Below are 25,814 nucleotides of genomic sequence, written 5' to 3'. Positions count from 1 at the left end.
ACTTAATTTTGATTGCATTATTTAAATGAGCTATTCAATTGATTTTAGACGTAAAGTGATATCTACACGCGAAGAAGAAGGGTTGAGTATCCGAGAAACAGCGAAGCAATTTCGGATTGGCCCTGCCTCTGTATTGCGTTGGATTAATCAAATAGCGTCAAAAGCATCGACCACGCGTCAGCGAAAGAGCGATAAATCCGAGTTGATAAAAGATGTTGAACCATATCCAGATGCTTACCAAAAAGAACGTGCAGAGCGTTTTGGCGTTTGTCAGAAGGCCATTTGGCAAGCTCTTAAAAAGCTGGGATTGACCTATAAAAAAACGCTACGTCACCCGAAAGCCGACGAAAGCGCCCAGCAAGCATTTCAACAAAAAATACAACAGTATGAAAAAGAAGGTAAGCCTATTGTTTTTATTGATGAAAGTGGTTTTCCACACGATACCCCACGGACTCACGGCTATTCCCCAAAAGGTCAACGGTGTTTTGGCCTGAAGAACGGGGGAGCCAAGGGAAGAACAAATGTTATCGGCGCGTTATTAGGCACAACGCTGTTTGCTATCGGATTATTTGATATCAATATTAACAGTGATGTTTTCTATTCCTGGGTCACACAAGTCCTTATCCCAGTACTCCCTAAAAACACTGTAATCGTGATGGACAGTGCAACTTTTCACAAAAAACATAATATTCAACAAGTCATCATCGATGCAGGGTATATGGTGGAGTATTTGCCTACATATTCGCCAGATCTTAACCCCATTGAGCATAAATGGGCACAAGCAAAAAAAGAGAGAGTGGTTGCGATACAGAGATTTTGTTCTCAGTCCATATGGTGTAATCAAAATTAAGTCGCTTGGCTATACCCCATGAAAAAGTCTACCCTACAGGTCTCCGCAGAGCCAGATATTGCCGGTGATCCCTTGCATGAACTCATTCGTAATGGTGCCAGGCAGCTGATAGCTGCCGCCGTTGAGGTTGAGATCGAAGCCATGCTGCAACAACATGCTGAACGCCGCCTTGACGACGGGCGTCATGCTGTCGTTCGTAACGGCTATTTTCCACACCGAACCATACAGACGGGTATTGGGGATGTTGAAATTAAAGTGCCTAAGGTCAGGGAGCGCAGCGGCAACGGAATATGCTTCAACAGCGAGTTGTTGCCGCCTTATCTGAAACGTGCAAAAAGCGTCGAAGAGTTGCTACTATGGCTGTACCTGCGAGGCATATCCACCGGTGATTTTCACGAAGCCCTGAGGGCGCTTCTCGGTGAAAAAGCTAATGGCCTCTCTGCCAGTATCATCAGCAGACTGAAACAGCAGTGGCTTGAAGAGCACAGGCAATGGTGCCTGCGTGATTTAAGCGATACGTGCTACGTTTATTTCTGGGCCGATGGCATATACAGCCATGTCAGGCAAGATGATCGCCTTTGCCTGCTGGTCATTATCGGCGTCACTGAGCATGGACGTAAGGAGCTGGTTGCGGTCGAAGATGGTTATCGAGAGTCAGAAGCAAACTGGGCCGAACTTCTTAATGGCCTGCGAGCACGTGGCCTAACCGTATCTCCCAAGCTGGCTACGGGAGACGGTGCCCTTGGTTTTTGGAATGCAATGGCAAAGATATTCCCGAACACGCAGCACCAACGCTGTTGGGTGCACAAAACCGCTAATGTGTTGGCTTCACTCCCCAAAGCCATGCAACCGAAAGTTAAGGCTGAGTTGCGGGAGGTTTGGCTAGCAGAGAGCCGCGATGCCGCTAATGAAGCCTTTGATGTTTTGTTGGCAAGGTTTTCAGCGAAGTATCCTGCAGCGATGAAGAAGCTGGAGAAAGCTCGAGAAGAACTGCTGGCATTCTACGACTTCCCGTCAGAGCACTGGGCGTCAATAAGAACGACAAATCCGATTGAATCGGCTTTTGCGACTGTGAGGCTACGAAGCAGACGCGCGAAGAACGGTGGTTCGAGAGAAACAACCCTGTCAATGGTATTTAAGCTGTTCCAGTCAGCTCAGAAAAGCTGGAACCGACTAAGAGGATTTGACCTGCTGACCCTGGTTGTAAGCAACGTCCAATTTAAGGATGAAGAACAGATTCACGAAGCATCAGAGCGGAACGTAGCCTGATCGCCATACACCAGATTTGCTAATAACTCTTGTTCAACATCTTTTATCAACTCGGATTTATCGATCTTTCGCTGACGCGTGGTCGATGCTTTTGACGCTATTTGATTAATCCAACGCGATACAGAGGCAGGGCCAATCCGAAATTGCTTCGCTGTTTCTCGGATACTCAACCCTTCTTCTTCCCGTGTAGATATCACTTTAACTCTAAAATCAATTGAATAGCTCATTTAAATAATGTGATCAAAATTAAGTCGTTTAGCTATACCTGCTCGGAGCCTTTACCCACCCGTTGTACCGACTCGGCAATCAGCGTTTCAATCTCTTTAGCCGCCTGAGCGCTGCGCTGTGCCAGATTGCGTACCTCACCGGCGACGACCGCAAACCCACGCCCTTGTTCACCCGCTCGTGCGGCTTCCACCGCAGCGTTCAACGCCAAGATATTGGTTTGGAACGCGATGCCGTTAATCACACTGGTAATATCAGCAATCTTTTTCGAACTGGTGGTGATGCTGGCCATGGTTTCTACCACGTCAGAGGCCACTTCGCCACCGCGCCGCGCGGCCACTGCCGCATCTTGCGAAAGCGTACTCGCCTGATGCTCGTTGTCGGCATTCTGCTTCACCGTGGCGCTCAATTGCTCCATGCTGGCAGCGGTTTCGGCCAAAGCAGCGGCCTGCTGTTCGGTACGCGCCGAGAGATGGTTATTCCCACTCCGAATCTTGCTCGAGCCTTGATATAGCCAAGCGACATTATTTTGATAACAATTAGCTATATTTTTTTGCCACATATCAGGGCATTGGCTGTAATCATTTTTAAGTCGGTTGGGTATAGTTGTAGACATAAATAAAAAACACCTCGTGTCAGGGGCGCTGTGGCGATAACAGTTGTCTCACATCAGCTGTCCATAAAATCAGCCTTGGCACAAGGAAAGAGCGGTAAGCAGGGAGCAGGCGTAGATAAGTAATCATCACTACGGTACACCTAGAAGAGCTCCACCTTGCTGAACGTGCAGTTTACATTGATAGCCTGCACGTTGCTGGTGACAACCCAGAGGATTCAGCCCCTGTAGTCGATGATGGCATTCCCATATTGCCCATCATCTCGGCGGCGCTCCCCCTGGTTTATCGTCACTGGATTTACGGATCCTCGGATAAATTACCTAGGCGGCGCTCCTCTTCTGGCTTATGCAACCGCCTTCGGCGTGGATGCATAAGTTTACGCTTACAAGTAACGGGTTATCTTGCGGCTGTCAACCAGTAACCGCAGGGAAATGCGTAATTGCAAGAAAAGGGATCGCAACTGGTGGTATAAGGGATACAATCGATTCAGCCTTAGCGATTTTATTATCGGAGACAAGAGTGTTGTTATGAAAAATATCAATCCCAGCCAAACTGCCGCATGGCGCGCTCTGCAACAGCATTTTTCCACGATGGAACAGGTGCAAATCAGCGAACTGTTTGCTCAGGACCCGGATCGTTTCTCACGCTTTTCCGCCACGTTTGATGACCTGATGCTGGTGGACTACTCCAAGAACCGTATTACCCAGGAAACGCTGGATAAGTTGCTCAGTCTGGCGCGCGAAACGCAGCTGAGCGAGGCCATTGCCTCGATGTTCTCTGGTGAGAAAATTAACCGCACCGAAGATCGCGCGGTACTGCACGTTGCGCTGCGTAACCGTAGCAATACGCCCATTGTGGTGGATGGCAAAGATGTGATGCCAGAGGTCAATGCGGTATTGCAGAAGATGAAAGGCTTTAGCGAGCGTATCATCAGCGGTAGCTGGAAAGGCTATACCGGCAAGGCGATTACCGATGTGGTGAATATCGGCATCGGTGGTTCGGATCTCGGCCCCTTCATGGTGACGGAAGCGCTGCGGCCGTTTAAGAACCATCTTAACATGCACTTCGTGTCCAACGTTGATGGCACACACATCGCTGAAACCCTGAAAACGCTGAACCCGGAAACCACGCTGGTGCTGGTTGCCTCAAAAACCTTCACCACGCAGGAAACCATGACCAACGCCCATTCGGCGCGCGACTGGTTCCTGAAAACCGCGCAGGATGAGCAGCATGTTGCCAAGCATTTCGCCGCGCTCTCCACCAATGCCAGCGCGGTCAGCGCATTCGGTATTGATACCGCCAATATGTTTGAATTTTGGGATTGGGTCGGCGGTCGCTACTCTCTGTGGTCTGCCATCGGATTGTCGATTATCCTCTCTATCGGTTTTGACAACTTTGAGCAATTGCTGAGCGGCGCGCACGCCATGGATCAGCACTTTGCCACCACGCCTATCGAGAAAAACCTGCCAGTGATGTTGGCGCTGATCGGGATCTGGTACAACAATTTCTTTGGCGCGGAAACTGAAGCGATCCTGCCTTACGATCAGTACATGCACCGTTTTGTGGCCTACTTCCAGCAGGGCAACATGGAGTCCAACGGTAAGTATGTCGACCGCGACGGTAATCCAGTGACCTACCAAACCGGGCCGATTATCTGGGGCGAGCCGGGTACTAACGGGCAGCATGCGTTTTATCAGTTGATTCACCAAGGGACAAAACTGGTGCCGTGTGATTTCATCGCACCGGCGGTGAGTCACAACCCGTGGTGCGATCACCACGGTAAGCTGCTCTCTAACTTCTTTGCCCAGACTGAAGCGCTGGCATTTGGTAAATCCCGTGAGGTGGTGGAGGCCGAGTTTGCCGCGCAGGGAAAAACGGCGCAGCAGGTTGAGCATGTTGCACCGTTCAAAGTGTTTGAGGGCAATCGTCCAACCAACTCCATCCTGTTGCGCGAAATAACGCCTTACAGCCTGGGCTCGCTTATCGCGCTGTATGAACACAAGATCTTCACCCAGGGTGCGATTCTGAACATCTATACTTTCGATCAGTGGGGTGTTGAGTTGGGCAAACAACTGGCCAACCGCATTTTGCCGGAATTGGAAAATGACCAGCCGGTGAGCAGCCACGACAGTTCGACCAACGGTTTGATTAACCGCTTTAAAAACTGGTGCGCCTGAGTCGTGGACGCCGATAGGGGTATATCCCCCTTTTGTCATCAACATGGAGGGATGTATGCAGAAATGTGCTTTATTGAGCATCGCCGTGGCGGTTTTACTGGCAGGATGCAGCACCAGCAAGGAATTGAGTTCAGCCGGGCAGTTGGTCAAGTTTACTGATAAGCAACCCGGCAGCGAATGCCGTCTGGTGGGGCAGGTGACAGGCTCGCAGTCCACTTGGTTAACGGGTCATGATGAGGGTAACGCTCAGCGCGGCGCGGCCAACGATCTGCGTAACAAGGCGGCGGCGCTCGGCGGTAACGTCATCTATGGCGCCACCAGTTCCAGCGAAAGCTTCTGGTCGAGCTTTGCACCGCTTGATAGCAAGCTGGTCGGGCAGGTTTATCACTGCCCCTAAGCGACAGGCCTTCACAGGCGGATGCTTGCTGAGCTGCCGTCTGTGAAGAATTTCTGTTAGTTGGGCTTCAGCAGCTGCAAATCCAGCAGCGTTTTGCTGGCTTCTCCGCCAATCTCGCGCGTCAAACGCGGTACCAGATAGCCGGAGACCTGCGACAGCAGTTTTTTCATGATGTTGCGTGCTTCTTCATCGCTCACCAGAAAATGCGCTGCGCCTTGTACTTTGTCCAGCACGTGCAGGTAGTAAGGCAGTACGCCTGCGTTAAACAGCGCGTTGCTCAGCGCCGCAAGCGTCGAGGCGTTATCATTCACGCCGCGCAGCAATACGCTTTGATTCAGCAGCGTAACGCCAGCCTGACGCAAACGTGCCATACTTTCACTCAGTTCGCTGTCAATTTCGTTGGCATGGTTGATGTGTGCCACCAGCAGTACGCGAAGGCGCGTTTGCGATAAGCGTTGACACAACACCTCGGTAATTCGCGCCGGGATCATCACCGGCAACCGGCTGTGAATACGCAGGCGTTGCACGTGGGGAAGGGTTTCCAGTTCGGTGATAAGCCAGTCCAACTCATGGTCTTTCGCCATCAGCGGATCGCCTCCGGAGAAAATAATTTCATCCAGTTCAGGATGCTGGCGAATATAGTCCAGCGCCTGACGCCAGTTGCTCTTGTTGCCCTGATTGTCCTGATAGGGAAAGTGGCGACGGAAGCAATAGCGGCAGTTGACCGCGCAGCCGCCTTTGACCAGCAACAAGGCGCGGTTGTGGTATTTATGGAGTAATCCAGGCACCACGCTGTGCTGTTCATCAAGCGGATCGACGCTGAACCCGGGAGTTACCTCGAATTCGTCCTGTGCAGTCAGTACTTGCAGCAATAGCGGATCGAGAGGGTCCCCTTTGCGCATCCGCGCGGCAAAGGACCAAGGTACGCGTAGGGGAAATAGCGTGTGCGCTTGTGCCCCTTTACGTAGCTCAGTGTGGTCATCCAGCGCCAAAAAGTGCAAAAGTTGGAGAGGGTCGGTAATGACATCCGCAAGTTGATGCAACCAATCTTCTCTGGGATGGGGTTTTAGGGTTACAATGTGTGCCATTTTTTGGCTGAGTACCAGTATCAAATAGTAGAGGGCCTTTATGGCGACTTATTTTAGCAACGATTTTCGTTCCGGTCTTAAAATCATGTTTGAAGGCGAGCCTTACGCTGTCGAATCCAGTGAATTCGTTAAGCCAGGTAAAGGGCAGGCTTTCGCGCGCGTGAAAATGCGCCGTTTGCTGACCGGCAAACTGATTGAAAAAACCTTCAAATCCACCGACAGCGCCGAAAGTGCTGATGTGGTCGATATGAACCTGACCTACCTGTATAACGACGGTGAGTTCTGGCATTTCATGAACAATGAAACGTTTGAACAACTGGCCGCTGATTCCAAAGCTGTTGGCGATAACGCCAAATGGCTGCTGGATCAGGCTGAATGTATCGTGACGTTGTGGAACGGCCAACCGATTTCGGTAACGCCGCCAAACTTCGTGGAACTGGAGATCGTGGATACCGATCCGGGTCTGAAGGGCGATACAGCAGGGACTGGCGGTAAGCCGGCAACGTTGACCACAGGTGCCGTTGTAAAAGTGCCGTTATTTGTTCAGATTGGCGAAGTGATCAAAGTGGATACGCGTTCTGGCGAATACGTTTCCCGCGTGAAATAGCTGTATTAGTCGCGACTAGATCTGACACTGGACCTTGAAAGGTTGAGAGTTACCGGTTTTGATATGGGTGTCTAATCCTTAAACAAAACGCGAGGTAACTCTCATGCTTCATACTAACAATCCCATTATCAAACACAAAGCCGGCCTGCTCAATCTCGCCGAAGAACTCGGTAACGTATCAAAAGCCTGCAAGAGCATGGGCGTGTCACGCGATACATTTTACCGTTATCAGGAACTGGCTGCTGAAGGCGCCATTGATGCGCTGGTTAACCAGAACCGCCGGGTTCCGAACCTGAAGAACCGCGCCGACGAAGCCACTGAACGCACGGTTGTTGATTATGCTATTGAGTTCCCGCCCCATGGGCAGCACCGGACCAGTAATGAGCTGTGTAAAAAAGGCGTGTTTATCTCCGGCAGCGGCGTGCGCTCCATCTGGCAACGACACGACCTAGAGAACTTCCGTAAACGCCTGAAGGCGCTTGAGGAAAAGGTCGCCAGAGAAGGCATTGTCCTTACCGACGCTCAAATCGCAGCCTTGGAGAAGAAGGCGCACGATGATGAGGCCTGCGGTGAAATCGAGACGGCACATCCTGGGTATCTGGGCTCGCAGGACACCTTCTACGTGGGCAATCTGAAGGGGGTGGGCCGTATCTACCAGCAGACGTTCGTGGATACGTACTCGAAAGTGGCACACTGCAAGCTGTATACGAATAAAACACCGCTCACCGCCGCCGACCTGCTCAATGATAGCGTACTCCCGTTCTACGAGGCTCAGGGACTGCCGGTGCTGAGAATACTGACCGACAGGGGTACGGAATACTGTGGTAAAGTGGAGCAGCATGATTATCAGCTTTATCTGGCTATCAACGATATCGAGCATACGAAAACGAAGGCGATGTCTCCGCAAACGAACGGCATCTGCGAGCGCTTCCATAAAACCATTTTGCAGGATTTTTATCAGGTTACGTTCGGCAAGAAGTTATATGGAGACCTGGAAAGCCTGCAGGTAGATCTGGACAACTGGTTGTGGCATTACAATAATGAGCGAACTCATCAGGGAAAAATGTGCTGCGGGCGTACGCCGATGGCCACTTTACTCGATGGAAAACGGAGCTGGGCAGAAAAGAATCTGAACCAGATGTAATCTGACAGACACCTGTATAAATAATCGATAACTGTCAGCTCAGGTCTGAGCTAGTACACATCACCCATTGAGCCTGTCGCTTCCTGGCCTTTTTCGCCCAGTACGCGCACAATCTGGTCCAGCTCTTCGCTACTGTAGCCGAACTGCTTCTGGTAGGTTTCCAGCAGGTTGTCATCCAGCTTACAGCTGCCGACCTGATCGTCCGGCAGTTATTCAAACGGCACCAGACGCTTGACGTTGCGTTCCATCCACTCTTTGTACGGGGGGCGGCCTTTGAGGTCGTTGTCGGTTTCGTTGGAGTGCAGAATGCGGCCTTCGAGGGTATCGATAACCATCAGTTCGCCGGGGCCAACGCAGCCTTTTTCCACCACTTCGTCCGGCTGATAATCCCAAATCCCCACTTCAGAGGCATAGGTATAGCCAACCGACTTAAAAATGATTACAACAGATACCCTGATATGCGGCAAAAAAGCATAGCTGGCTGTTATCAAAATAATGTCGGTTGGCTATATCTACACATCATAAAGGGTTAAAAACCACCATAGCTAAGTGGGCAAGTTCTTCCGGGGTATAGTCTGCTAATAACGTCAAGGTATTTAGCTGGATGGATAGTCCGGCAAGCAGCGCTGGGGCGCTTTCTTTACGCCCTCGTTTTTGTTGTCGTCCGGATAATCGGCAAATTAACTGACGGGCTGCCGCATTGTCGTCTCCTTCAGCGCGTTGCAGCCGCCATACCAGCACACATGCCATGCTAGGCACTAGCACTGCGCTGAAGCCATTTTTCTACATCATGACCGGCACCTTTCAGCAGCTTAAAAAAGGATTCAATACCCCAGCGCCAGTAATACCAGCGAGCGACTTCCGCGCTGGTGAGCTCGTTGCTAACGTTTGTGAGCAGCGTCCAGCGTCCGATAAATTTACCGTAAGTATCGGTAAGGCGAACCACAACTAATCTGAGTGTCAGAGCTACGCCTGGCTGAACTTTCACTCGCCGTCCGGTGTTCTTGTCTTTCCGCTTCGCTTTTGCTGTTCGCGTTATGATCACGGATGTTTCCCCGATCTCCATATTGGCTTTTTTCCCTTTCCAGCCAACCTGTCCGTTTGCGATAAATGGCAGATCGTCTGCAATTTCACCAATTTTACGGGTGTCACCGCCCCACTCGGCCCGATGTCCTTCCTTTCCCCGGATAAGCCAACATATTTCCTGGGAGCTTAATGTGCGCATATGCCCGATAGAGTCACCTTCACGGTCAATGAGATGAACTAACTTCTTCCCGGTATCAAGAGACTCAACGCGGGCGATATCAGCCGTCAAAGCATCCATATGAGTCAGACTCTCAGACAAGCCCTCGGTTAGCGTTGAACGACAACCCGCCCTATCGGTTAGAGTTTGAGACAGGGGCGCTATTGGTAAACCATTTGCAGCATCAAGCAGTAGGCTGGTTTGTAGTTCATAACCGACGTCGCCACCATGCGTCATTTTCAAACGTTGGAGTTATGCTCATTTCTGGTGTACGGGGTTTCGGGGAGGGTGGCGTATCCTGCTGATTGATTTCGTGGATGATTTCAACAACAGAGAGATGATACCCCATGAAAAAGTCTACCCTACAGGTCTCCGCAGAACCAGATATTGCCGGTGATCCCTTGCATGAACTCATTCGTAATGGTGCCAGGCAGCTGATAGCTGCCGCCGTTGAGGTTGAGCTCGAAGCCATGCTGCAACAACATGCTGAACGCTGCCTTGACGACGGGCGTCATGCTGTCGTTCGTAACGGCTATTTGCCACCGCGAACCATACAGACGGGTATTGGGGATGTTGAAATTAAAGTGCCTAAGGTCAGGGAGCGCAGCGGCAACGGAATATGCTTCAACAGCGCGTTGTTGCCGCCTTATCTGAAACGTGCAAAAAGCGTCGAAGAGTTGCTACCATGGCTGTACCTGCGAGGCATATCCACCGGTGATTTTCACGAAGCCCTGAGGGCGCTTCTCGGTGAAAAAGCTAATGGCCTCTCTGCCAGTACCATCAGCAGACTGAAACAGCAATGGCTTGAAGAGCACAGGCAATGGTGCCTGCGTGATTTAAGCGATACGCGCTACGTTTATTTCTGGGCCGATGGCATATACAGCCATGTCAGGCAAGATGATCACCTTTGCCTGCTGGTCATTATCGGCGTCACTGAGCATGGACGTAAGGAGCTGGTTGCGGTCGAAGATGGTTATCGAGAGTCAGAAGCAAACTGGGCCGAACTTCTTAATGGCCTGCGAGCACGTGGCCTAACCGTATCTCCCAAGCTGGCTACCGGAGACGGTGCCCTTGGTTTTTGGAATGCAATGGCAAAGATATTCCCGGACACGCAGCACCAACGCTGTTGGGTGCACAAAACCGCTAATGTGTTGGCTTCACTCCTCAAAGCCATGCAACCGAAAGTTAAGGCTGAGCTGCGGGAGGTTTGGCTAGCAAAGAGCCGCGATGCCGCTAATGAAGCCTTTGATGTTTTGTTGGCAAGGTTTTCAGCGAAGTATCCTGCAGCGATGAAGAAGCTGGAGAAAGCTCGAGAAGAACTGCTGGCATTCTACGACTTCCCGTTAGAGCACTGGGCGTCAATAAGAACGACAAATCCGATTGAATCGGCTTTTGCGACTGTGAGGCTACGAAGCAGACGCGCGAAGAACGGTGGTTCGAGAGAAACAACCCTGTCAATGGTATTTAAGCTGTTCCAGTCAGCTCAGAAAAGCTGGAACCGACTAAGAGGATTTGACCTGCTGACCCTGGTTGTAAGCAACGTCCAATTTAAGGATGAAGAACAGATTCACGAAGCATCAGAGCGGAACGTAGCCTGATCGCCATACACCAGATTTGCTAATAACTCTTGTTCAACATCTTTTATCAACTCGGATTTATCGATCTTTCGCTGACGCGTGGTCGATGCTTTTGACGCTATTTGATTAATCCAACGCGATACAGAGGCAGGGCCAATCCGAAATTGCTTCGCTGTTTCTCGGATACTCAACCCTTCTTCTTCCCGTATAGATATCACTTTACGTCTAAAATCAATTGAATAGCTCATTTAAATAATGTGATCAAAATTAAGTCGTTTAGCTATACAGCCATGTCAGGCAAGATGGTCGCCTTTGCCTGCTGGTCATTATCGACGTCACTGAGCATGGACGTAAGGAGCTGGTTGCGGTTGAAGATGGTTATCGAGAGTCAGAAGCAAACTGGGCCGAACTTCTTAATGGCCTGCGAGCACGTGGCCTAACCGTATCTCCGAAGCTGGCTACGGGAGACGGTGCCCTTGGTTTTTGGAATGCAATGGCAAAGATATTCCCGGACACCCAGCACCAACGCTGTTGGGTGCACAAAACCGCTAATGTGTTGGCTTCACTCCCCAAAGCCATGCAACCGAAAGTTAAGGCTGAGCTGCGGGAGGTTTGGCTAGCAGAGAGCCGCGATGCCGCTAATGAAGCCTTTGATGTTTTGTTGGCAAGGTTTTCAGCGAAGTATCCTGCAGCGATGAAGAAGCTGGAGAAAGCTCGAGAAGAACTGCTGGCATTCTACGACTTCCCGTCAGAGCACTGGGCGTCAATAAAAACGACAAATCCGATTGAATCGGCTTTTGCGACTGTGAGGCTACGAAGCAGAGGCGCGAAGAACGGTGGTTCGAGAGAAACAACCCTGTCAATGGTATTTAAGCTGCTCCAGTCTGCTCAGAAAAGCTGGAACCGACTAAGAGGATTTGACCTGCTGACCCTAGTTGTAAGCAACGTCCAATTTAAGGATGGAGAAAAGATTCACGAAGCATCAGAGCGGAACGTAGCCTGATAGCCATACACCAGATTTGCTAATAACTCAAAATCAATTGAATAGCTCATTTAAATAATGTAATCAAAATTAAGTTGTTTAGCTATATCGGGCTTGAAGACTGTGATGATATGATCGATGATTTGACAGCCGGATTCAACAGAATTCACAAAGTGTGACGGCGATATCTCTTGATATGGCTGCAGTGGTGTGTGTAAAGCGTGTATGATGAACGGAATAAGCAAGACAAAAAAACCGCTTTACACGAATAACAGAGCTTATGTCTGTCGCCGAAAGGCGTTCGTATTGGCGACACTAAGATCTTGGCCCTACGCTATTGCTTAGCGACACAGATTGATCCGTTCGACATTTGTGCGAGCAGGGTTGTGCTTTGGGCCCCTACACCTGGCAGGAAGTAATATGAGTGTGGTTCACGACATCATTCAGGCGCTGTGGCAGCAAGATTTCAGTGCGTTGGCCGATCCCAATGTTATCTGGGTTATCTATGGCATTCTTTTCACGACATTGTTTCTGGAAAATGGCTTGCTGCCAGCCTCGTTTCTGCCGGGAGACAGCCTGCTGTTGCTCACCGGGGCCATGATCGCCAAAGGTGTGATGAGTTTCGTGCCCACCATGTGCCTGCTTACTGTCGCAGCCAGTCTCGGCTGTTGGCTCAGCTACCTGCAAGGTCGCTGGTTGGGGGATACGCGCATCGTGAAAGGGTGGCTGCTGCAACTGCCCGCACACTATCACCAACGTGCCTACCATATGTTCCATCGTCACGGTCTGGTGGCGTTGCTGATTGGCCGTTTTCTGGCTTTTATCCGCACCCTGTTGCCGACCATGGCGGGCATTTCTGGCCTTAACAGCCTGCGTTTTCAGTTGTTTAACTGGCTCAGCGGCTTTCTGTGGGTGTTTGGTATCGTCACACTGGGTTATGCCATTAGCCATGTGCCACTGGTCAAGCGCTATGAAGACCAAGTGATGACCGCGCTGATCATTCTCCCCATTGTGTTGCTGATCAGTGGATTGGTTGGCATGCTGGTGATGTTGTGGCACAAAAGGCGCTCCGCCGCCTAACGCGGGATCTTTCTAGGCTATTCTGCAACGATAACCGCTACTATCTGATTTTCTTGATGTTACGCGCAAGAAAAGCAGGTACCGTTATATCTCCTCGCCGCTTTGCTGCTATTTTCGGCTAGACTTAACCGACATGTCCTGTCCATTACGAACAGGGTTGAAGGGGTACCATTCATCACCGTATCCGGTGGCTGAAATCCAACCGAGCCCTTGCCGACCTCGGCAGCATAGGTATCTACACATCATAAAGGGTTAAAAACCACCATAGCTAAGTGGGCAAGTTCTTCCGGGGTATAGTCTGCTAATAACGTCAAGGTATTTAGCAGGATGGATAGTCCGGCAAGCAGCGCTGGGGCGCTTTCTTTACGCCCTCGTTTTTGTTGTCGTCCGGATAATCGGCAAATTAACTGACGGGCTGCCGCATTGTCGTCTCCTTCAGCGCGTGCAGCCGCCATACCAGCACACATGCCATGCTAGCTATCAATAACCTGCGTAGCAGGGCACCAGCACTGCGCTGAAGCCATTTTTCTACATCATGACCGGCACCTTTCAGCAGCTTAAAAAAGGATTCAATACCTCAGCGCCAGTAATATAGCAAACCGACTTAAAAATGATTACAGCCAATGCCCTGATATGTGGCAAAAAAATACAGCTAATTGTTATCAAAATAATGTCGCTTGGCTATACCAGCGAGCGACTTCCGCGCTGGTGAGCTCGTTGCTAACGTTTGTGAGCAGCGTCCAGCGTCCGATAAATTTACCGTGAGTATCGGTAAGGCGAACCACAACTAATCTGAGTGTCAGAGCTACGCCTGGCTGAACTTTCACTCGCCGTCCGGTGCTCTTGTCTTTCCACTTCGCTTTTGCTGTTCGCGTTATGATCACGGATGTTTCCCCGATCTCCATATTGGCTTTTTTCCCTTTCCAGCCAACCTGTCCGTTTGCGATAAATGGCAGATCGTCTGCAATTTCACCAATTTTACGGGTGTCACCGCCCCACTCGGCCCGATGCCCTTCCTTTCCCCGGATAAGCCAACATATTCCCTGGGAGCTTAATGTGCGCATATGCCCGATAGAGTCACCTTCACGGTCAATGAGATGAACTAACTTCTTCCCGGTAGCAAGAGACTCAACGCGGGCGATATCAGCCGTCAAAGCATCCATATGAGTCAGACTCTCAGACAAGCCCTCGGTTAGCGTTGAACGACAACCCGCCCTATCGGTTAGAGTTTGAGACAGGGGCGCTATTGGTAAACCATTTGCAGCATCAAGCAGTAGGCGGGTTTGTAGTTCATAACCGACGTCGCCACCATGCGTCATTTTCAAACGTTCTTCTTTCCCATTGTGGGTACGAAACTGTAAATGAGACCAGTCGTGAACGACGGGAGCGTATGGATGCGGGCTAAGTGCAACCTGCCGGAGAGCCAGCGAAATAATCGGTTCATTGAGCTGACTGGAGCTAATACGTTCATTATTAAAAAAACGCCAAACGGCCTGAGTAGTGGCAAATGTTGTTTTCTGCGCGCAGGCAAGGTCTTTAATGGCTGACGCCAATGGTGCTGCGGGAGTCATGTGTTGCTTAACCAGACGCTGATAACGCCGGTTAAGGCGGGCATCAATCCCGCCGATGGATAAGTTGAGATCATGCAGCAACGCAATAGCAGATATTGCAAAAGATGTGTAGATATAGCAAAGCGACATTATTTTGATAACAATTAGCTGTATTTTTTTGCCACATATCAGGGCATTGGCTGTAATCATTTTTAAGTCGGTTGGCTATACCGCCGCGATTTACAAAAACGAAGCAGGCGTTGGAGAGGCGCTACAGGCCAGCTCGCTGCCCCGCGCTCAGCTGTTTATCACCACCAAACTGTGGAATACCGATCAGTCCGATCCGCAAAAAGCGCTGGAAGAGAGCCTGCAAAAACTGCGGCTGGATTTTGTCGATCTCTATAGCTAAACGACTTAATTTTGATTACATTATTTAAATGAGCTATTCAATTGATTTTAGACGTAAAGTGATATCTACACGGGAAGAAGAAGGGTTGAGTATCCGAGAAACAGCGAAGCAATTTCGGATTGGCCCTGCCTCTGTATCGCGTTGGATTAATCAAATAGCGTCAAAAGCATCGACCACGCGTCAGCGAAAGAGCGATAAATCCGAGTTGATAAAAGATGTTGAACCATATCCAGATGCTTACCAAAAAGAACGTGCAGAGCGTTTTGGCGTTTGTCAGAAGGCCATTTGGCAAGCTCTTAAAAAGCTGGGATTGACCTATAAAAAAACTCTACGTCATCCGAAAGCCGACGAAAGCGCCCGGCAAGCATTTCAACAAAAAATACAACAGTATGAAAAAGAAGGCAAAACTATTGTTTTTATTGATGAAAGTGATTTTCCACACGATACCCCACGGACTCACGGCTATTCCCCAAAAGGTCAACGGTGTTTTGGCCTGAAGAACGGGGGAGCCAAGGGAAGAACAAATGTTATCGGCGCGTTATTAGGCACAACGCTGTTTGCTATCGGATTATTTGATATCAATATTAACAGCGATGTTTTCTATTCCTGGGTCACACAAGTCCTTATCCCAGTACTCCCTAAAAACAGGGTAATCGTGATGGACAATGCAACTTTTCACAAAAAATATAATATTCAACAAGTCATCATCGATGCAGGGTATATGGTGGAGTATTTGCCTACATATTCGCCAGATCTTAACCCCATTGAGCATAAATGGGCACAAGCAAAAAGCAAAAAAAGAGAGAGTGGTTGCGATACAGAGATTTTGTTCTCAGTCCATATGGTGTAATCAAAATTAAGTCGCTTGGCTATATCTGATCCACTGGCCGGTGCCGGATCAGGATACTTATGTTGATGCCTGGCGCGGCCTGCTGCGTTTGCAGGAGCAGGGGCTGGTGAAAAGCATTGGCGTGAGCAATTTTCATCCACACCATTTACAACGCCTGAAAGCTGAAACCGGCGTATTCCCGGTCATCAATCAGGTTGAGCTACACCCTCTGTTCCAGCAGCGCCAATTACACGCCTGGAATGCCACGCACCAGATTCAAACCGAGTCCTAGAGTCCGCTGGCACAAGGAGGAGAAGGGGTATTCGAACAGCCGCTGATCCGTCAGCTCGCGCTGAAATACGGCAAAACGCCTGCGAAGATTGTGATCCGCTGGCACCTAGATTCTGGTCTGGTGGTGATACCGAAATCCGTTACCCCCGCGCGCATCCGAGAAAATTTTGATGTGTTCGATTTCCGTCTCGACAAAGACGAACTGGGCGAGATCGCCAAGCTGGATGCAGGCAAACGGCTGGGACCAGACCCGGATGTCCCACGCACCACGTTTCCGACCAAAGACTAACGTGGTTTCCGCCACTGTGAGTGGCGGAAATCCTTTTTTCCGCTGCACTCGCCCCGCTCTTAAGATCGCTATCAAATAACAATCAGAATTCCCTCCAACATTAACAGACACCAAACGAGCTTCCCGCATCCATTGATAGGGTAAAGACCCTATTATATTACATGCTTCATGGCGCAGTTCAGGCGTTCGAGTATAGCCAACCGACTTAAAAATGATTACAACAGATACCCTGATATGCGGCAAAAAAGCATAGCTGGCTGTTATCAAAATAATGTCGGTTGGCTATAATACCCAAACCCTATGAATGATGGAGATGTTACCGATGAAAAATGCAATCAAATATCTGCTCTTGGCGAGCATATTATAGCTAAACGACTTAATTTTGATTGCATTATTTAAATGAGCTATTTAATTGATTTTAGACGTAAAGTGATATCTACACAGGAAGAAGAAGGGTTGAGTATCCGAGAAACAGCGAAGCAATTTCGGATTGGCCCTGCCTCTGTATCGCGTTGGATTAATCAAATAGCGTCAAAAGCATCGACCACGCGTCAGCGAAAGAGCGATAAATCCGAGTTGATAAAAGATGTTGAACCATATCCAGATGCTTACCAAAAAGAACGTGCAGAGCGTTTTGGCGTTTGTCAGAAGGCCATTTGGCAAGCTCTTAAAAAGCTGGGATTGACCTATAAAAAAACGCTACGTCATCCGAAAGCCGACGAAAGCGCCCGGCAAGCATTTCAACAAAAAATACAACAGTATGAAAAATAAGGCAGACCTATTGTTTTTATTGATGAAAGTGGCTTTCCAGACGATACCCCACAGACTCACGGCTATTCCCCAAAAGGTCAACGGTGTTTTGCCCTGAAGAACGGGGGAGCCAAGGGAAGAACAAATGTTATCGGCGCCTTATTAGGCACAACGCTGTTTGCTATCGGATTATTTGATATCAATATTAACAGCGATGTTTTCTATTCCTGGGTCACACAAGCCCTTATCCCAGTACTCCCTAAAAACAGTGTAATCGTGATGGACAATGCAACTTTTCACAAAAAACATAATATTCAACAAGTCATCATCGATGCAGGGTATATGGTGGAGTATTTGCCTACATATTCGCCAGATCTTAACCCCATTGAGCATAAATGGGCACAAGCAAAAAAAGAGAGAGTGGTTGCGATACAGAGATTTTGTTCTCAGTCCATATGGTGTAATCAAAATTAAGTCGCTTGGCTATACAGCGTGGGTAGATGTATGCGGTGTTAAGCGTGAAGTGAATGTTGCGCTGGTGGCGGATGGCGTTGCCAGTCTGATCGGCAGTTGGGTGTTGGTACACGTCGGGTTTGCCATGAGTCGGTTGGATGAACAGGAAGCGCTCGACACGCTGGCAGCATTGCGCCAAATGGAAGAGGTAGAGCACGATGTTACAATGTTTCTGAAACAGTGAGCCCTTTTGTGATTTACGTCAAGAAATGTGGATGTTAAAATGTGATAACGAAAATAATTCTCATTGTCGATGACTATCGTATTTATGTTTATTTGGCAGAAGTGTTTGACTGTACTGTTTTTTATGTTCTCCAGTTTGTCGGCGTTAGCCGCAACGGATTACAACACCTTCATCCATGATATTCAGGGCCGCCTAGATAAGACCGCTGAACTCTACCAGCAGCAGAAGCCGGATGAAGCCCGTACCGAAGTTCAGATGGCCTACTTCGAGGTGTTTGAGAACTTGGAAGGGCCGATTCGTATCAACATCTCCGCGCAGAAAAGCTATCAACTGGAAGCCACCTTTGGTGAAATTCGCCGTATGATTGGCGAAGGTAAGCCGCAAGCCGACATTCAGGCCAAGGTGAACTGGCTGAAAGGCGAGTTGGATCGCGTGTTGCCGGTGTTGACTGACGGTCACAAATTAGTGGCGCAGGAGCAGCACGGGGCTTATGGCAACCGCGATATCGCCCTCTACTGGCAGCAAAGTTTCAAAACCATTGACGATGGGTTGGCACAGGCAGTGGCTCACTATCAGGCGGGCGACTATCAGAAAGCCAGTCAAAGCGTACAGCAGGCACACTATCAGGGATTTAAAAACTCCGAGATGGAAATGTCGGTGCGCCAAAACCGCTCCTCGCAGCAAGCTGCCTCAATCAACCAGCAATTCAGCGCACTGATTGCGCTGACCGCTCAGCCGAATCAAATGAGCGAAGTGGCTTATCGGGTCACCACGCTGTTGCAAGATATCGAAGATGTGCTGCCGGGCTTGTCCACCACCCGCGACGACCAGCCGGTATCAGCGGCACCGGATAGCAGCATCGCAGGCGCTGACGTCCCGGATGCGGACTGGGCCAGCGTAGTGAATAACATCAACCAGGCTATCGCAGCGGCGATTGCACAGTATGAAAGCGGGCAGGCAAAACCGGCCATTATGGCGGTGCAGGATGCCTACTTCGATCTGTTTGAAGCCAGCGGTATGGAGAACAAAGTCGGCTCGCGTGATTTCTCATTCAAATCCACGCTGGAAGGCTACTTCACCCGACTGGTCAGTATGATGAGCGCCGGACAGCCAGTTTCTGAGCTGCATGCGCAGGCCGGTGCGATGCAACAGGACTTGGCTAACGCGGTCACTATGCTTGACAGTGGCAGTGAAACGCACTGGAGCCTGCTGATTTACAGTCTGTTGATCATCGTGCGCGAAGGGCTGGAGGCGCTGCTTATCGTGGCGGCCATTGTCGCCTATCTGGTGAAAAACAATCACCATGACAAGCTGCCGTTGATCCGCCAGTCGGTGTACGTGGCGCTGGTGTGCAGCGTATTGACCGCCGTGCTGTTCCAGATGCTGTTCAGTAATTCCGGTGCCAGCCGTGAATTGCTGGAAGGGTTCACCATGCTGATTGCGGTGGTGATGTTGTTCAGCATGAGCTATTGGCTACTGTCGAAAGTCGAAGCCCGACATTGGAAAGCGTATCTGGAAGGAAAGCTGTCGCACTCCCTGAGCAGCGGTTCGGTAATTGGTTTGTGGCTGACCAGCTTCCTGGCGGTGTACCGCGAAGGCGCGGAAACGGTACTGTTCTACTTTGCGTTAGTGGGTGATGCCAGCAACATGGCGGGGCACCTCTCTATTTTGGCGGGCTTCCTGATTGGCTGCGTGATATTGCTTATCGCTTATCTGGTGATGCACTTTACCGTAGTCAAACTGCCGCTGAAACCCTTCTTCATGTTTACCGGCTGTTTCATGTATCTGATGGCGTTTGTGTTCGCCGGTAAAGGGGTACTGGAGTTAATTGAAGGCAAGCTGTTTGAGCCGACGCTGTTGACGTGGGTTCAGGAAATCAGCGTGTTGGGGATCTACCCCTACGTCGAAACGCTGATACCGCAAGTCGTATTGGTGTTCGCTGCTCTGGCCGCGCTGTGGATTATGCGTCAGCGCGCTGAGACGTTCGAATACCGGAAGCAATGATAAGCAAAAATCAAAAACAACATGATATTGATGATATGAGGATCGGTTTGATGAAGATGCAAAAAAGTTTGATTGCCAGCGCGATTATTGCCGGAGTATTAACGGCACCTGCCGCGTTCGCGTTTACCGAACATCCGGCTGGCGAGCCGATCACCATTAACGAACTGGAGATCGCTGCGGTCTACTTGCAGCCGATTGACATGGAACCGCGCGGCATGGGTCTGCCAGCGGCTAAATCCGATATTCACCTGGAAGCCGATATCCACGCTGTGGAGGGTAACAAAAACGGCTTCGGTGCAGGCGAATGGATGCCGTACCTGACTATCGCTTACACCTTGGTGAACACCGATACCGGTGCCAAACAGGAAGGCACCTTCATGCCGATGGTGGCGAGCGATGGCCCGCACTACGGTGCCAACATCAAGATGATGGGCGTAGGTAACTACAAAGTGACCTACCACATTGAGCCACCGTCAAAAGCCGGTATGCACCGCCATACCGATGGCGAAACCGGTGTTGGCCGCTGGTGGAAATCGTTTGATGTCAGCTATGACTTCAAATACGTTGGTCTGGACAAATAATCCGATCCTAGATTGCGTAAGGCCGTTACGGAAACTCCCCCTGCCGCCCTGGGCGCGGGGGCTTCGCCTGAGTGTGCGTTATGAGTAGTTTTTTTGTTACCGTGCTACAAGCGTTTTTACCTGTTGCACTGCTGTTAGGGCTCCACTGGAGTCACCGTTCTGCTCCTCGTCTGCGCCCGCTAGTGTGGACCACGCTACTGGCGTTGCTGGTCGGTACGTTGGTGGGAATTCGCCTGCCTTCCAGTCAAACCGTTCAACTCATCTTTACCGTGATTCAAGTGGTCGCGCTGGCGCTGTTTTTACTGAGCCAATTCACGCAGAGTAGCAAACTCAGCTACCTCTGGCAGGGGACATTGATCATCGGGGCCGCCGTGCATTGGGGCGACGATCCCAATCTAACGGCACTCACTACCACTCATGTGGTGAACACCGATTTACTGTTGAACATCAGCGCGGTGATTCTGGCCTTTGGTTGGGTCGCTTTTAGTGCTGTGCTGTGCAGCATGATGGCGCGGCGTTTACCGCGTCTGCGCTGGCCGCTACTGCTGCTGCTGGTGGCATTGCTGGTGCTGCCGCTGAGCGGCGGTCTGATGTTACTGTTGATGAAGCTGCAAGCGCTGGGTTTGACCAAACCGCGCCTGAGCTTTGTGGCGCGCGTCACCAATAACGGCGCGGCGCTTAACTATTTCTGTGCACTGCTGTTGGGGCTGCTATCGGCCGGTTTCATGTTGCCGTTGCTGAAAACCCGTCAGCAGATGCAGGCAACCGATGAGGCGATAGCCAAGCGCAAGGCAACGGCTGATTACCGGAATACACGCCGGACCTTTACCGCCGCGTTGCTGGCGCTGCTGGTGGTGACGCTGGGGCAGCTTTATTGGGACAAAGTGGCATCGCAGCCTCCGCGTTTATCGGAAGCGCAACCCGTAACACTGGGCCCGGATAGCAAAGTGCATATTCCTATCGAGCAGGTGCGTGACGGCAAACTGCACCGTTTTGTCTGGATTGCTGATGACGGCAAAGCCGTTCGCTTCTTTGTGATTAACCGCTATCCCGACCGACTTCGCCTTGGCGTGGTGTTTGATGCTTGTCTGCTGTGTGGCGATCAGGGTTACGTGATGGAAGGCAATCAGGTGATTTGTGTGGCTTGCGGTGTGCGGATCTTTATTCCTTCCATCGGTAAAGCTGGTGGATGTAACCCGGTACCGATTGAAGGCTGGAGCAACGACGACAACGAACTGGTGATCAGCTACGCGTCGCTGGCGGTGGGAGCGAACTACTTCACCACCGTGGTTTTCATGGATGTGGTGGATCCGGTTGACGGCAGCAAGCTGACCAACCTGAAAGCCGAGCACAAATACCGCTATGCCGGGAAGACCTACTTCTTTGCATCGGAAGCCAACTACAACAAGTTCCGTGACAATCCCCGCAGCTTTGTGACAGCACATCCAGCGGGTAATACCGAGTCTGCGACGGATAACGCCGCAGCGGACGAGGAGGAATAATCATGTTATGGCGCATGCTACGTCAGTCATGGAGTCGCAATGTGCGGCGCAAATCGCTGGCGATATTGACGGTGTTTCTGGCTGCCGGGTTGATCTCAGCGCTGCTGGCGGTATCGATCGATATTGGCGACAAAATGGCGCGCGAGCTGAAATCCTACGGTGCCAATATTCTGGTTGAACCCGCCGGTCAGGCAGCGCTGCCTGCGCTCTTTGGTGAAAATAGCAATCCGCTGGCCAGTGAAGAGTTTCTTGATGAATCAGAACTACTCAACATCAAGGATATCTTTTGGCGTAACAATATTGTCGGCTTTGCACCGCTGCTCAGCGGGGATGTGATCGTTGCCGGCAAGCACATTTCCGTGCTCGGCACCTTCTTTTCTCAACCGATCACCATCCCGGATGAAGAGGATTACCACACCGGACAACAGAGCCTCAGCCCTTACTGGCAGGTGACCGGTAATTGGCCTACTGAACCGGTGAGCGAAAGCGCCTTGCTGAGCGGGCAGGGGATTGACGTGCTGGCGGGAAAACAACTGGCACAGCAAAACGGCTGGCAGGTGGGGCAAACGTTACGTTTACAAGGGCCTGAACGCACGCTGGATGTGCGTATCAGCGGCATTCTTGCCAGCGGTGGCGATGAAGAGAACCGCTTGGTGATGCCGCTGGCAGCGGTGCAGAACATGCTGGGACTGGAAGGCAAGATTCAGGCCGTGCGTGTGTCTGCACTGACGGTGCCGGAAAACGAGCTGTCACGCCGGGCGCGGGAGAATCTCGAAGCGCTCAACGCGGAAGAGCATGACTTGTGGTATTGCACCGCTTACGTGTCGTCGATTGCCCACCAGTTGGAAGAAGCCATATCAGGATCGGTGGTTCGGCCTATCTGGCAGGTGGCGGCGTCAGAAGGTGTGGTGATCGACAAGATTCAGTTGCTGCTGGGCGTGGTGACCTTTGCCGCACTGGTCGCTGCCGCCATGGGCATCGCGTCCTTGATGACCAGTACCATCATGGAGCGTTCCAAGGAAATCGGTTTGATGAAAGCGCTCGGCGCACGGCAGTGGCAGATCATGCTGCTGTTCTATCTTGAAGCGGCGATGAGCGGCTTGCTCGGCGGCGCATTAGGATGTATTGCAGGTTGGGGATTGGCGCGTGCGATTGGCTTGATGCTGTTTGGCGTACCGCTCAGTTTCGCTTGGGTGGTGATCCCGTGTGTACTGGTGATCGCCATGCTGATTGCCGTTATAGGCACTTGGTTCCCGGCGCGGCGCATTGCCCGACTCTACCCGGTGGAGGTGCTGTATGGCCGTTAAACACTCGGGTTCAGAGCGTAGGATCGGCAGTATGTTCTGGCGACTGGTGATTCGCGCATTGCGCTTGCGCATGCAGCGTGTCAGCGTGGTGTTTGCTGCACTGACCGTCGGTGCCGCCATCGTTACCGCCATGTCGGCGGTGTACTTTGATATCAACGCCAAAATGAGCCAGGAGCTGCGTACCTTTGGTGCCAACTTTTATATTGGCCCGGCACACGGTGGCTCCCTGGCACAAAGCGGCTTTCAGCCGATTCTCGACAACGCTCCGCCGGGGTTAATCAATGCCACCAGCCCGTATTTGTACGGTATGGCGCGTACCGAGTTGGAAAAAGTGGTGTTGATGGGCGTGTGGTTTGATGCGCTGCGCCAACTCTCTCCCTACTGGCAGGTAACCGGTGACTGGATTGGCGTTAAGTTTGACGATCGTAACGCGATGATCGGCGTCAAGCTGGCGGAACGACTGCATGTCAAAGTCGGCGATAATGTTACGCTGATCGATGGCAGCGAGCGTCAGCGCCTGCGTATCAAAGGGATTGTTGAAGCAGGTGACGCTACCGATAATATGCTGATTGTGAATCTAGAGCTGGCGCAAAAATGGTTGCAAAAGGAAGGCACCATCAGTAACGCCCTGTTGAGTGTCAGCAACGATCTGGGGCAGGTGGATCGCTTTGCCGCCAGCCTGCAACAACAATATCCTGACCTCGAGATCCGGCCTATCCTGAAAGTTTCCGCCTCGGAAGGGCAGGTGCTGGACAAGATTAAAGGGCTGATGGGATTGGTTTCTGCCGTTATTCTGGTGCTCTCTTCGCTGTGTGTGAACACCACCTTGATGGCGATTGTCGGTGAGCGTGCCAAAGAGTTTGCGTTGCAGAAAGCGTTGGGCGCGAACGGCAAAGATATCGTACGCCAGATGTTGGCAGAAACCGGTGTGATTGCGCTTGCGGCGGTAGTGTGTGGTTGCCTGCTCGGTTATCTGTTGGCACAGGTGCTGGGACTGACGGTGTTCAATGCCAGCATTTCGCTGCGTGCGCCGGTGCTGCCGTTAACGCTGCTACTGTCCTTGCTGGTGGCCGCCGCTGCCGCTGTGTTTCCTACCCGGCGCGCGATCCACGTCGAGCCCGCAAAAGTGTTAAAAGGGGAGTGATTCAATGGGTGTTGCACATAACCCGCAAGAGGCGGTGATTGAAACCCGCCAGCTGTACAAACGCTTCGGGCAGGTCACTGCGCTGGAAAACATCAATATCCGTATTCAGCGCGGTGAATTTGTCGCCATCATGGGCGCATCCGGCTCGGGGAAAACTACGCTGATGAATATCCTGACCTGCCTCGATACCGTGACGGAAGGGCAGGTGCTGCTGGATGGCGTCTATGCTGCGGCGCTGGATGAAGAAGGGCGGCGACGCTTTCGCGCGGACAAAATCGGGCTGGTGTTTCAGCAGTTCCACCTGATCCCGTTTCTCACTGCGCTGGAAAACGTGATGCTGGCACAGCATTACCATAGCGTGATGGATGAAACCGCGGCGCGCCAAGTGCTGGCGCAGGTCGGGCTGGAGCATCGAACCGATCACCTGCCGAGTCAGCTTTCCGGTGGGGAACAGCAGCGCGTCTGTATTGCTCGCGCGCTGGTGAATGAGCCGCCGGTGATCTTTGCCGATGAACCGACCGGTAATTTGGATGAAGAGAACGAACAGCGCGTGCTGGCGCTGTTGCAGGATCTACATCATCAGGGACGTACCATTGTCATGGTGACGCACAACCCGGAACTGGGGTGTTTTGCCGATCGTATTATCCGCTTGCAGCACGGCAAGTACCTGAGCGAGGAGGTTCAACAACATGCAGTGGCGTAAACTGATAACGCTAGGGTGTCTGATAGGCGCGCTGGCACTGCTGTCGGCCTGCAAAGAAGAGCAGGTACAGGTTGGCGCACGCGCACCTGCGCTGGCGGCCTACGATCTGGCCGGACAACAGGTGGAACTGGCACACTGGCAGGGCAAACAGATTTATCTCAACTTTTGGTCTTCTGGCTGTGGTGGTTGTCTGGCAGAGATGGCCACGTTGGAGAAATTGAGCAAAACCTACGCGGATAACGTGGTGGTGCTCGCGGTGAATACCGATCCTGATGGTGTGGATATTGCTGCACTGTTGGCGCAGCAGCACATTAGCTACCCGGTCATTCGTGACCAGCTGGGCATTACCAAGGAACGCTATCAGGTGGTGGGTACGCCAACCTCGTTCATGATTGACGCGTCGGGTAAAGTGACAGCCCAGCATGAAGGTGCCCGCAATGAGCAACAGTTAACGGCGCTGTTCAAACAACTCGCCACCGGGGCCTAATCCCCTTTAGCTCGTGGC

26 protein-coding genes, 5 pseudogenes and 1 riboswitch are annotated in these 25,814 nt (G+C 51.3%); of the genes and pseudogenes, 22 read left to right on the top strand and 9 right to left on the bottom strand.

Annotated features, from left to right (window positions below; translation table 11 throughout):
- Nucleotides 1-25: 25 nt before the first annotated feature.
- Nucleotides 26-850 carry an IS630 family transposase gene (locus tag ACD630_RS12605; protein WP_430359248.1) on the top strand — a complete coding sequence of 275 codons (825 nt, stop codon included), beginning with the start codon at nt 26-28 and terminating at the stop codon, nt 848-850.
- A gap of 18 nt (nt 851-868) precedes the next feature.
- Complete coding sequence (locus ACD630_RS12600; RefSeq protein ID WP_430359247.1) at nt 869-2,119, top strand: IS256 family transposase; 1,251 nt, start codon at nt 869-871, stop codon at nt 2,117-2,119.
- On the opposite strand, the gene ACD630_RS12595 is transcribed toward ACD630_RS12600, so the two are convergent.
- Complete coding sequence (locus ACD630_RS12595; protein WP_430359246.1) at nt 2,089-2,346, bottom strand: IS630 transposase-related protein; 258 nt, start codon at nt 2,344-2,346, stop codon at nt 2,089-2,091. The two genes, ACD630_RS12600 and ACD630_RS12595, sit on opposite strands and share 31 nt — an antisense overlap.
- A gap of 35 nt (nt 2,347-2,381) precedes the next feature.
- Nucleotides 2,382-2,858: pseudogene (locus ACD630_RS12590) on the bottom strand (methyl-accepting chemotaxis protein); the annotation flags it as partial.
- A gap of 238 nt (nt 2,859-3,096) precedes the next feature.
- Nucleotides 3,097-3,304, bottom strand: a riboswitch (Lysine riboswitch).
- A gap of 181 nt (nt 3,305-3,485) precedes the next feature.
- Between ACD630_RS12590 and pgi the strand changes: the two are divergent.
- Together pgi and ACD630_RS12580 are read left to right on the top strand one after the other, a co-directional pair.
- A complete protein-coding gene (pgi, locus tag ACD630_RS12585) occupies nt 3,486-5,135 on the top strand; it encodes a glucose-6-phosphate isomerase (RefSeq protein ID WP_430360024.1) in 1,650 nt (549 codons plus the stop codon).
- Between the two features lie 55 nt (nt 5,136-5,190).
- On the top strand, nt 5,191-5,532 hold the full coding sequence (locus ACD630_RS12580; RefSeq protein ID WP_430359245.1) for a DUF4156 domain-containing protein: 342 nt from the start codon (nt 5,191-5,193) through the stop codon (nt 5,530-5,532).
- A 56-nt stretch (nt 5,533-5,588) separates the two neighbouring features.
- Here the strand turns inward: ACD630_RS12580 and epmB are convergent, their stop codons facing one another.
- Nucleotides 5,589-6,620: an EF-P beta-lysylation protein EpmB gene (gene epmB / locus ACD630_RS12575; RefSeq protein WP_430359244.1), complete on the bottom strand. Its 1,032-nt coding sequence runs from the start codon at nt 6,618-6,620 to the stop codon at nt 5,589-5,591.
- 40 nt (nt 6,621-6,660) lie between these two features.
- Between epmB and efp the strand changes: the two genes are divergently transcribed.
- Both efp and ACD630_RS12565 read left to right on the top strand, forming a co-directional pair.
- Nucleotides 6,661-7,227 (top strand): elongation factor P, encoded by a 567-nt coding sequence (gene efp / locus ACD630_RS12570; protein ID WP_430359243.1) that lies wholly within the window; start codon nt 6,661-6,663, stop codon nt 7,225-7,227.
- A gap of 103 nt (nt 7,228-7,330) precedes the next feature.
- Nucleotides 7,331-8,371: an IS481 family transposase gene (locus ACD630_RS12565; RefSeq protein WP_430359242.1), complete on the top strand. Its 1,041-nt coding sequence runs from the start codon at nt 7,331-7,333 to the stop codon at nt 8,369-8,371.
- 59 nt (nt 8,372-8,430) lie between these two features.
- Here ACD630_RS12565 and ACD630_RS12560 read toward each other — a convergent pair.
- The 3 genes and pseudogenes from ACD630_RS12560 to ACD630_RS12550 form a co-directional block, all read right to left on the bottom strand.
- A pseudogene (locus ACD630_RS12560) lies at nt 8,431-8,862 on the bottom strand (hypothetical protein); the annotation flags it as partial.
- A gap of 28 nt (nt 8,863-8,890) precedes the next feature.
- A complete protein-coding gene (locus ACD630_RS12555) occupies nt 8,891-9,121 on the bottom strand; it encodes a hypothetical protein (RefSeq protein WP_430359241.1) in 231 nt (76 codons plus the stop codon).
- Between the two features lies 1 nt (nt 9,122).
- Entirely contained in the window at nt 9,123-9,851 is a 729-nt protein-coding gene (locus ACD630_RS12550; protein WP_430359240.1) for a transposase, read from the bottom strand.
- Between the two features lie 110 nt (nt 9,852-9,961).
- Here ACD630_RS12550 and ACD630_RS12545 point away from each other — a divergent pair, with 110 nt between their 5' ends.
- Nucleotides 9,962-11,212 carry an IS256 family transposase gene (locus ACD630_RS12545; protein WP_430359239.1) on the top strand — a complete coding sequence of 417 codons (1,251 nt, stop codon included), beginning with the start codon at nt 9,962-9,964 and terminating at the stop codon, nt 11,210-11,212.
- Here ACD630_RS12545 and ACD630_RS12540 read toward each other — a convergent pair.
- Nucleotides 11,182-11,439, bottom strand: coding sequence for an IS630 transposase-related protein (locus ACD630_RS12540; RefSeq protein WP_430359238.1), 258 nt, complete (start codon nt 11,437-11,439; stop codon nt 11,182-11,184). The genes ACD630_RS12545 and ACD630_RS12540 overlap by 31 nt on opposite strands.
- A gap of 32 nt (nt 11,440-11,471) precedes the next feature.
- Here ACD630_RS12540 and ACD630_RS12535 point away from each other — a divergent pair.
- Together ACD630_RS12535 and ACD630_RS12530 are read left to right on the top strand one after the other, a co-directional pair.
- Nucleotides 11,472-12,194 (top strand): annotated as a pseudogene (locus ACD630_RS12535) (IS256 family transposase); the annotation flags it as partial.
- 399 nt (nt 12,195-12,593) lie between these two features.
- Entirely contained in the window at nt 12,594-13,253 is a 660-nt protein-coding gene (locus tag ACD630_RS12530; protein WP_430360023.1) for a DedA family protein, read from the top strand.
- Nucleotides 13,254-13,495: 242 nt separating this feature from the next.
- Here the strand turns inward: ACD630_RS12530 and ACD630_RS12525 are convergent, their stop codons facing one another.
- Nucleotides 13,496-13,720, bottom strand: a complete 225-nt coding sequence (locus tag ACD630_RS12525) for a hypothetical protein (RefSeq protein WP_430359237.1) — start codon at nt 13,718-13,720, stop codon at nt 13,496-13,498.
- Nucleotides 13,721-13,915: 195 nt separating this feature from the next.
- Entirely contained in the window at nt 13,916-15,013 is a 1,098-nt protein-coding gene (locus ACD630_RS12520) for a hypothetical protein (protein ID WP_430359236.1), read from the bottom strand.
- 19 nt (nt 15,014-15,032) lie between these two features.
- Here ACD630_RS12520 and ACD630_RS12515 point away from each other — a divergent pair.
- From ACD630_RS12515 to ACD630_RS12455, 13 genes and pseudogenes are all read left to right on the top strand, one after another.
- Nucleotides 15,033-15,206: pseudogene (locus ACD630_RS12515) on the top strand (aldo/keto reductase); the annotation flags it as partial.
- A gap of 34 nt (nt 15,207-15,240) precedes the next feature.
- Nucleotides 15,241-16,062, top strand: coding sequence for an IS630 family transposase (locus ACD630_RS12510; RefSeq protein ID WP_430359235.1), 822 nt, complete (start codon nt 15,241-15,243; stop codon nt 16,060-16,062).
- 19 nt (nt 16,063-16,081) lie between these two features.
- Nucleotides 16,082-16,621: pseudogene (locus tag ACD630_RS12505) on the top strand (aldo/keto reductase); the annotation flags it as partial.
- A gap of 399 nt (nt 16,622-17,020) precedes the next feature.
- Complete coding sequence (locus ACD630_RS12500) at nt 17,021-17,392, top strand: IS630 transposase-related protein (protein ID WP_430359234.1); 372 nt, start codon at nt 17,021-17,023, stop codon at nt 17,390-17,392.
- Between the two features lie 9 nt (nt 17,393-17,401).
- Nucleotides 17,402-17,845 carry an IS630 family transposase gene (locus tag ACD630_RS12495; RefSeq protein ID WP_430360022.1) on the top strand — a complete coding sequence of 148 codons (444 nt, stop codon included), beginning with the start codon at nt 17,402-17,404 and terminating at the stop codon, nt 17,843-17,845.
- On the top strand, nt 17,835-18,068 hold the full coding sequence (gene hypC, locus ACD630_RS12490; protein ID WP_430360021.1) for a HypC/HybG/HupF family hydrogenase formation chaperone: 234 nt from the start codon (nt 17,835-17,837) through the stop codon (nt 18,066-18,068). The genes ACD630_RS12495 and hypC overlap by 11 nt, the downstream gene beginning before the upstream one ends.
- Nucleotides 18,069-18,152: 84 nt before the next feature.
- The gene (locus ACD630_RS12485; protein WP_430360020.1) at nt 18,153-20,072 is read left to right on the top strand and encodes an FTR1 family iron permease; all 1,920 of its coding nucleotides are present in this window, start codon (nt 18,153-18,155) and stop codon (nt 20,070-20,072) included.
- Nucleotides 20,073-20,122: 50 nt separating this feature from the next.
- Nucleotides 20,123-20,653 (top strand): iron transporter, encoded by a 531-nt coding sequence (locus ACD630_RS12480; protein ID WP_430360019.1) that lies wholly within the window; start codon nt 20,123-20,125, stop codon nt 20,651-20,653.
- Nucleotides 20,654-20,733: 80 nt separating this feature from the next.
- Complete coding sequence (locus tag ACD630_RS12475) at nt 20,734-22,155, top strand: Fe-S-containing protein (RefSeq protein ID WP_430359233.1); 1,422 nt, start codon at nt 20,734-20,736, stop codon at nt 22,153-22,155.
- Nucleotides 22,156-22,157: 2 nt separating this feature from the next.
- Nucleotides 22,158-23,462, top strand: coding sequence for an ABC transporter permease (locus ACD630_RS12470; RefSeq protein WP_430359232.1), 1,305 nt, complete (start codon nt 22,158-22,160; stop codon nt 23,460-23,462).
- Nucleotides 23,452-24,606 (top strand): ABC transporter permease, encoded by a 1,155-nt coding sequence (locus ACD630_RS12465; protein ID WP_430359231.1) that lies wholly within the window; start codon nt 23,452-23,454, stop codon nt 24,604-24,606. The genes ACD630_RS12470 and ACD630_RS12465 overlap by 11 nt, the downstream gene beginning before the upstream one ends.
- Before the next feature lie 4 nt (nt 24,607-24,610).
- A complete protein-coding gene (locus ACD630_RS12460) occupies nt 24,611-25,309 on the top strand; it encodes an ABC transporter ATP-binding protein (RefSeq protein ID WP_430359230.1) in 699 nt (232 codons plus the stop codon).
- Complete coding sequence (locus tag ACD630_RS12455; RefSeq protein WP_430359229.1) at nt 25,296-25,796, top strand: TlpA family protein disulfide reductase; 501 nt, start codon at nt 25,296-25,298, stop codon at nt 25,794-25,796. Before ACD630_RS12460 ends, ACD630_RS12455 begins: the two co-directional genes overlap by 14 nt.
- The last annotated feature ends 18 nt before the right edge of the window (nt 25,797-25,814 follow it).

It is taken from the genome of Symbiopectobacterium sp. RP (assembly GCF_050472005.1).
Lineage (GTDB): Bacteria > Pseudomonadota > Gammaproteobacteria > Enterobacterales > Enterobacteriaceae > Symbiopectobacterium.
Note: the sequence above shows the minus strand (reverse complement) of the source record. Positions and strands in the feature narration are given on the sequence as shown.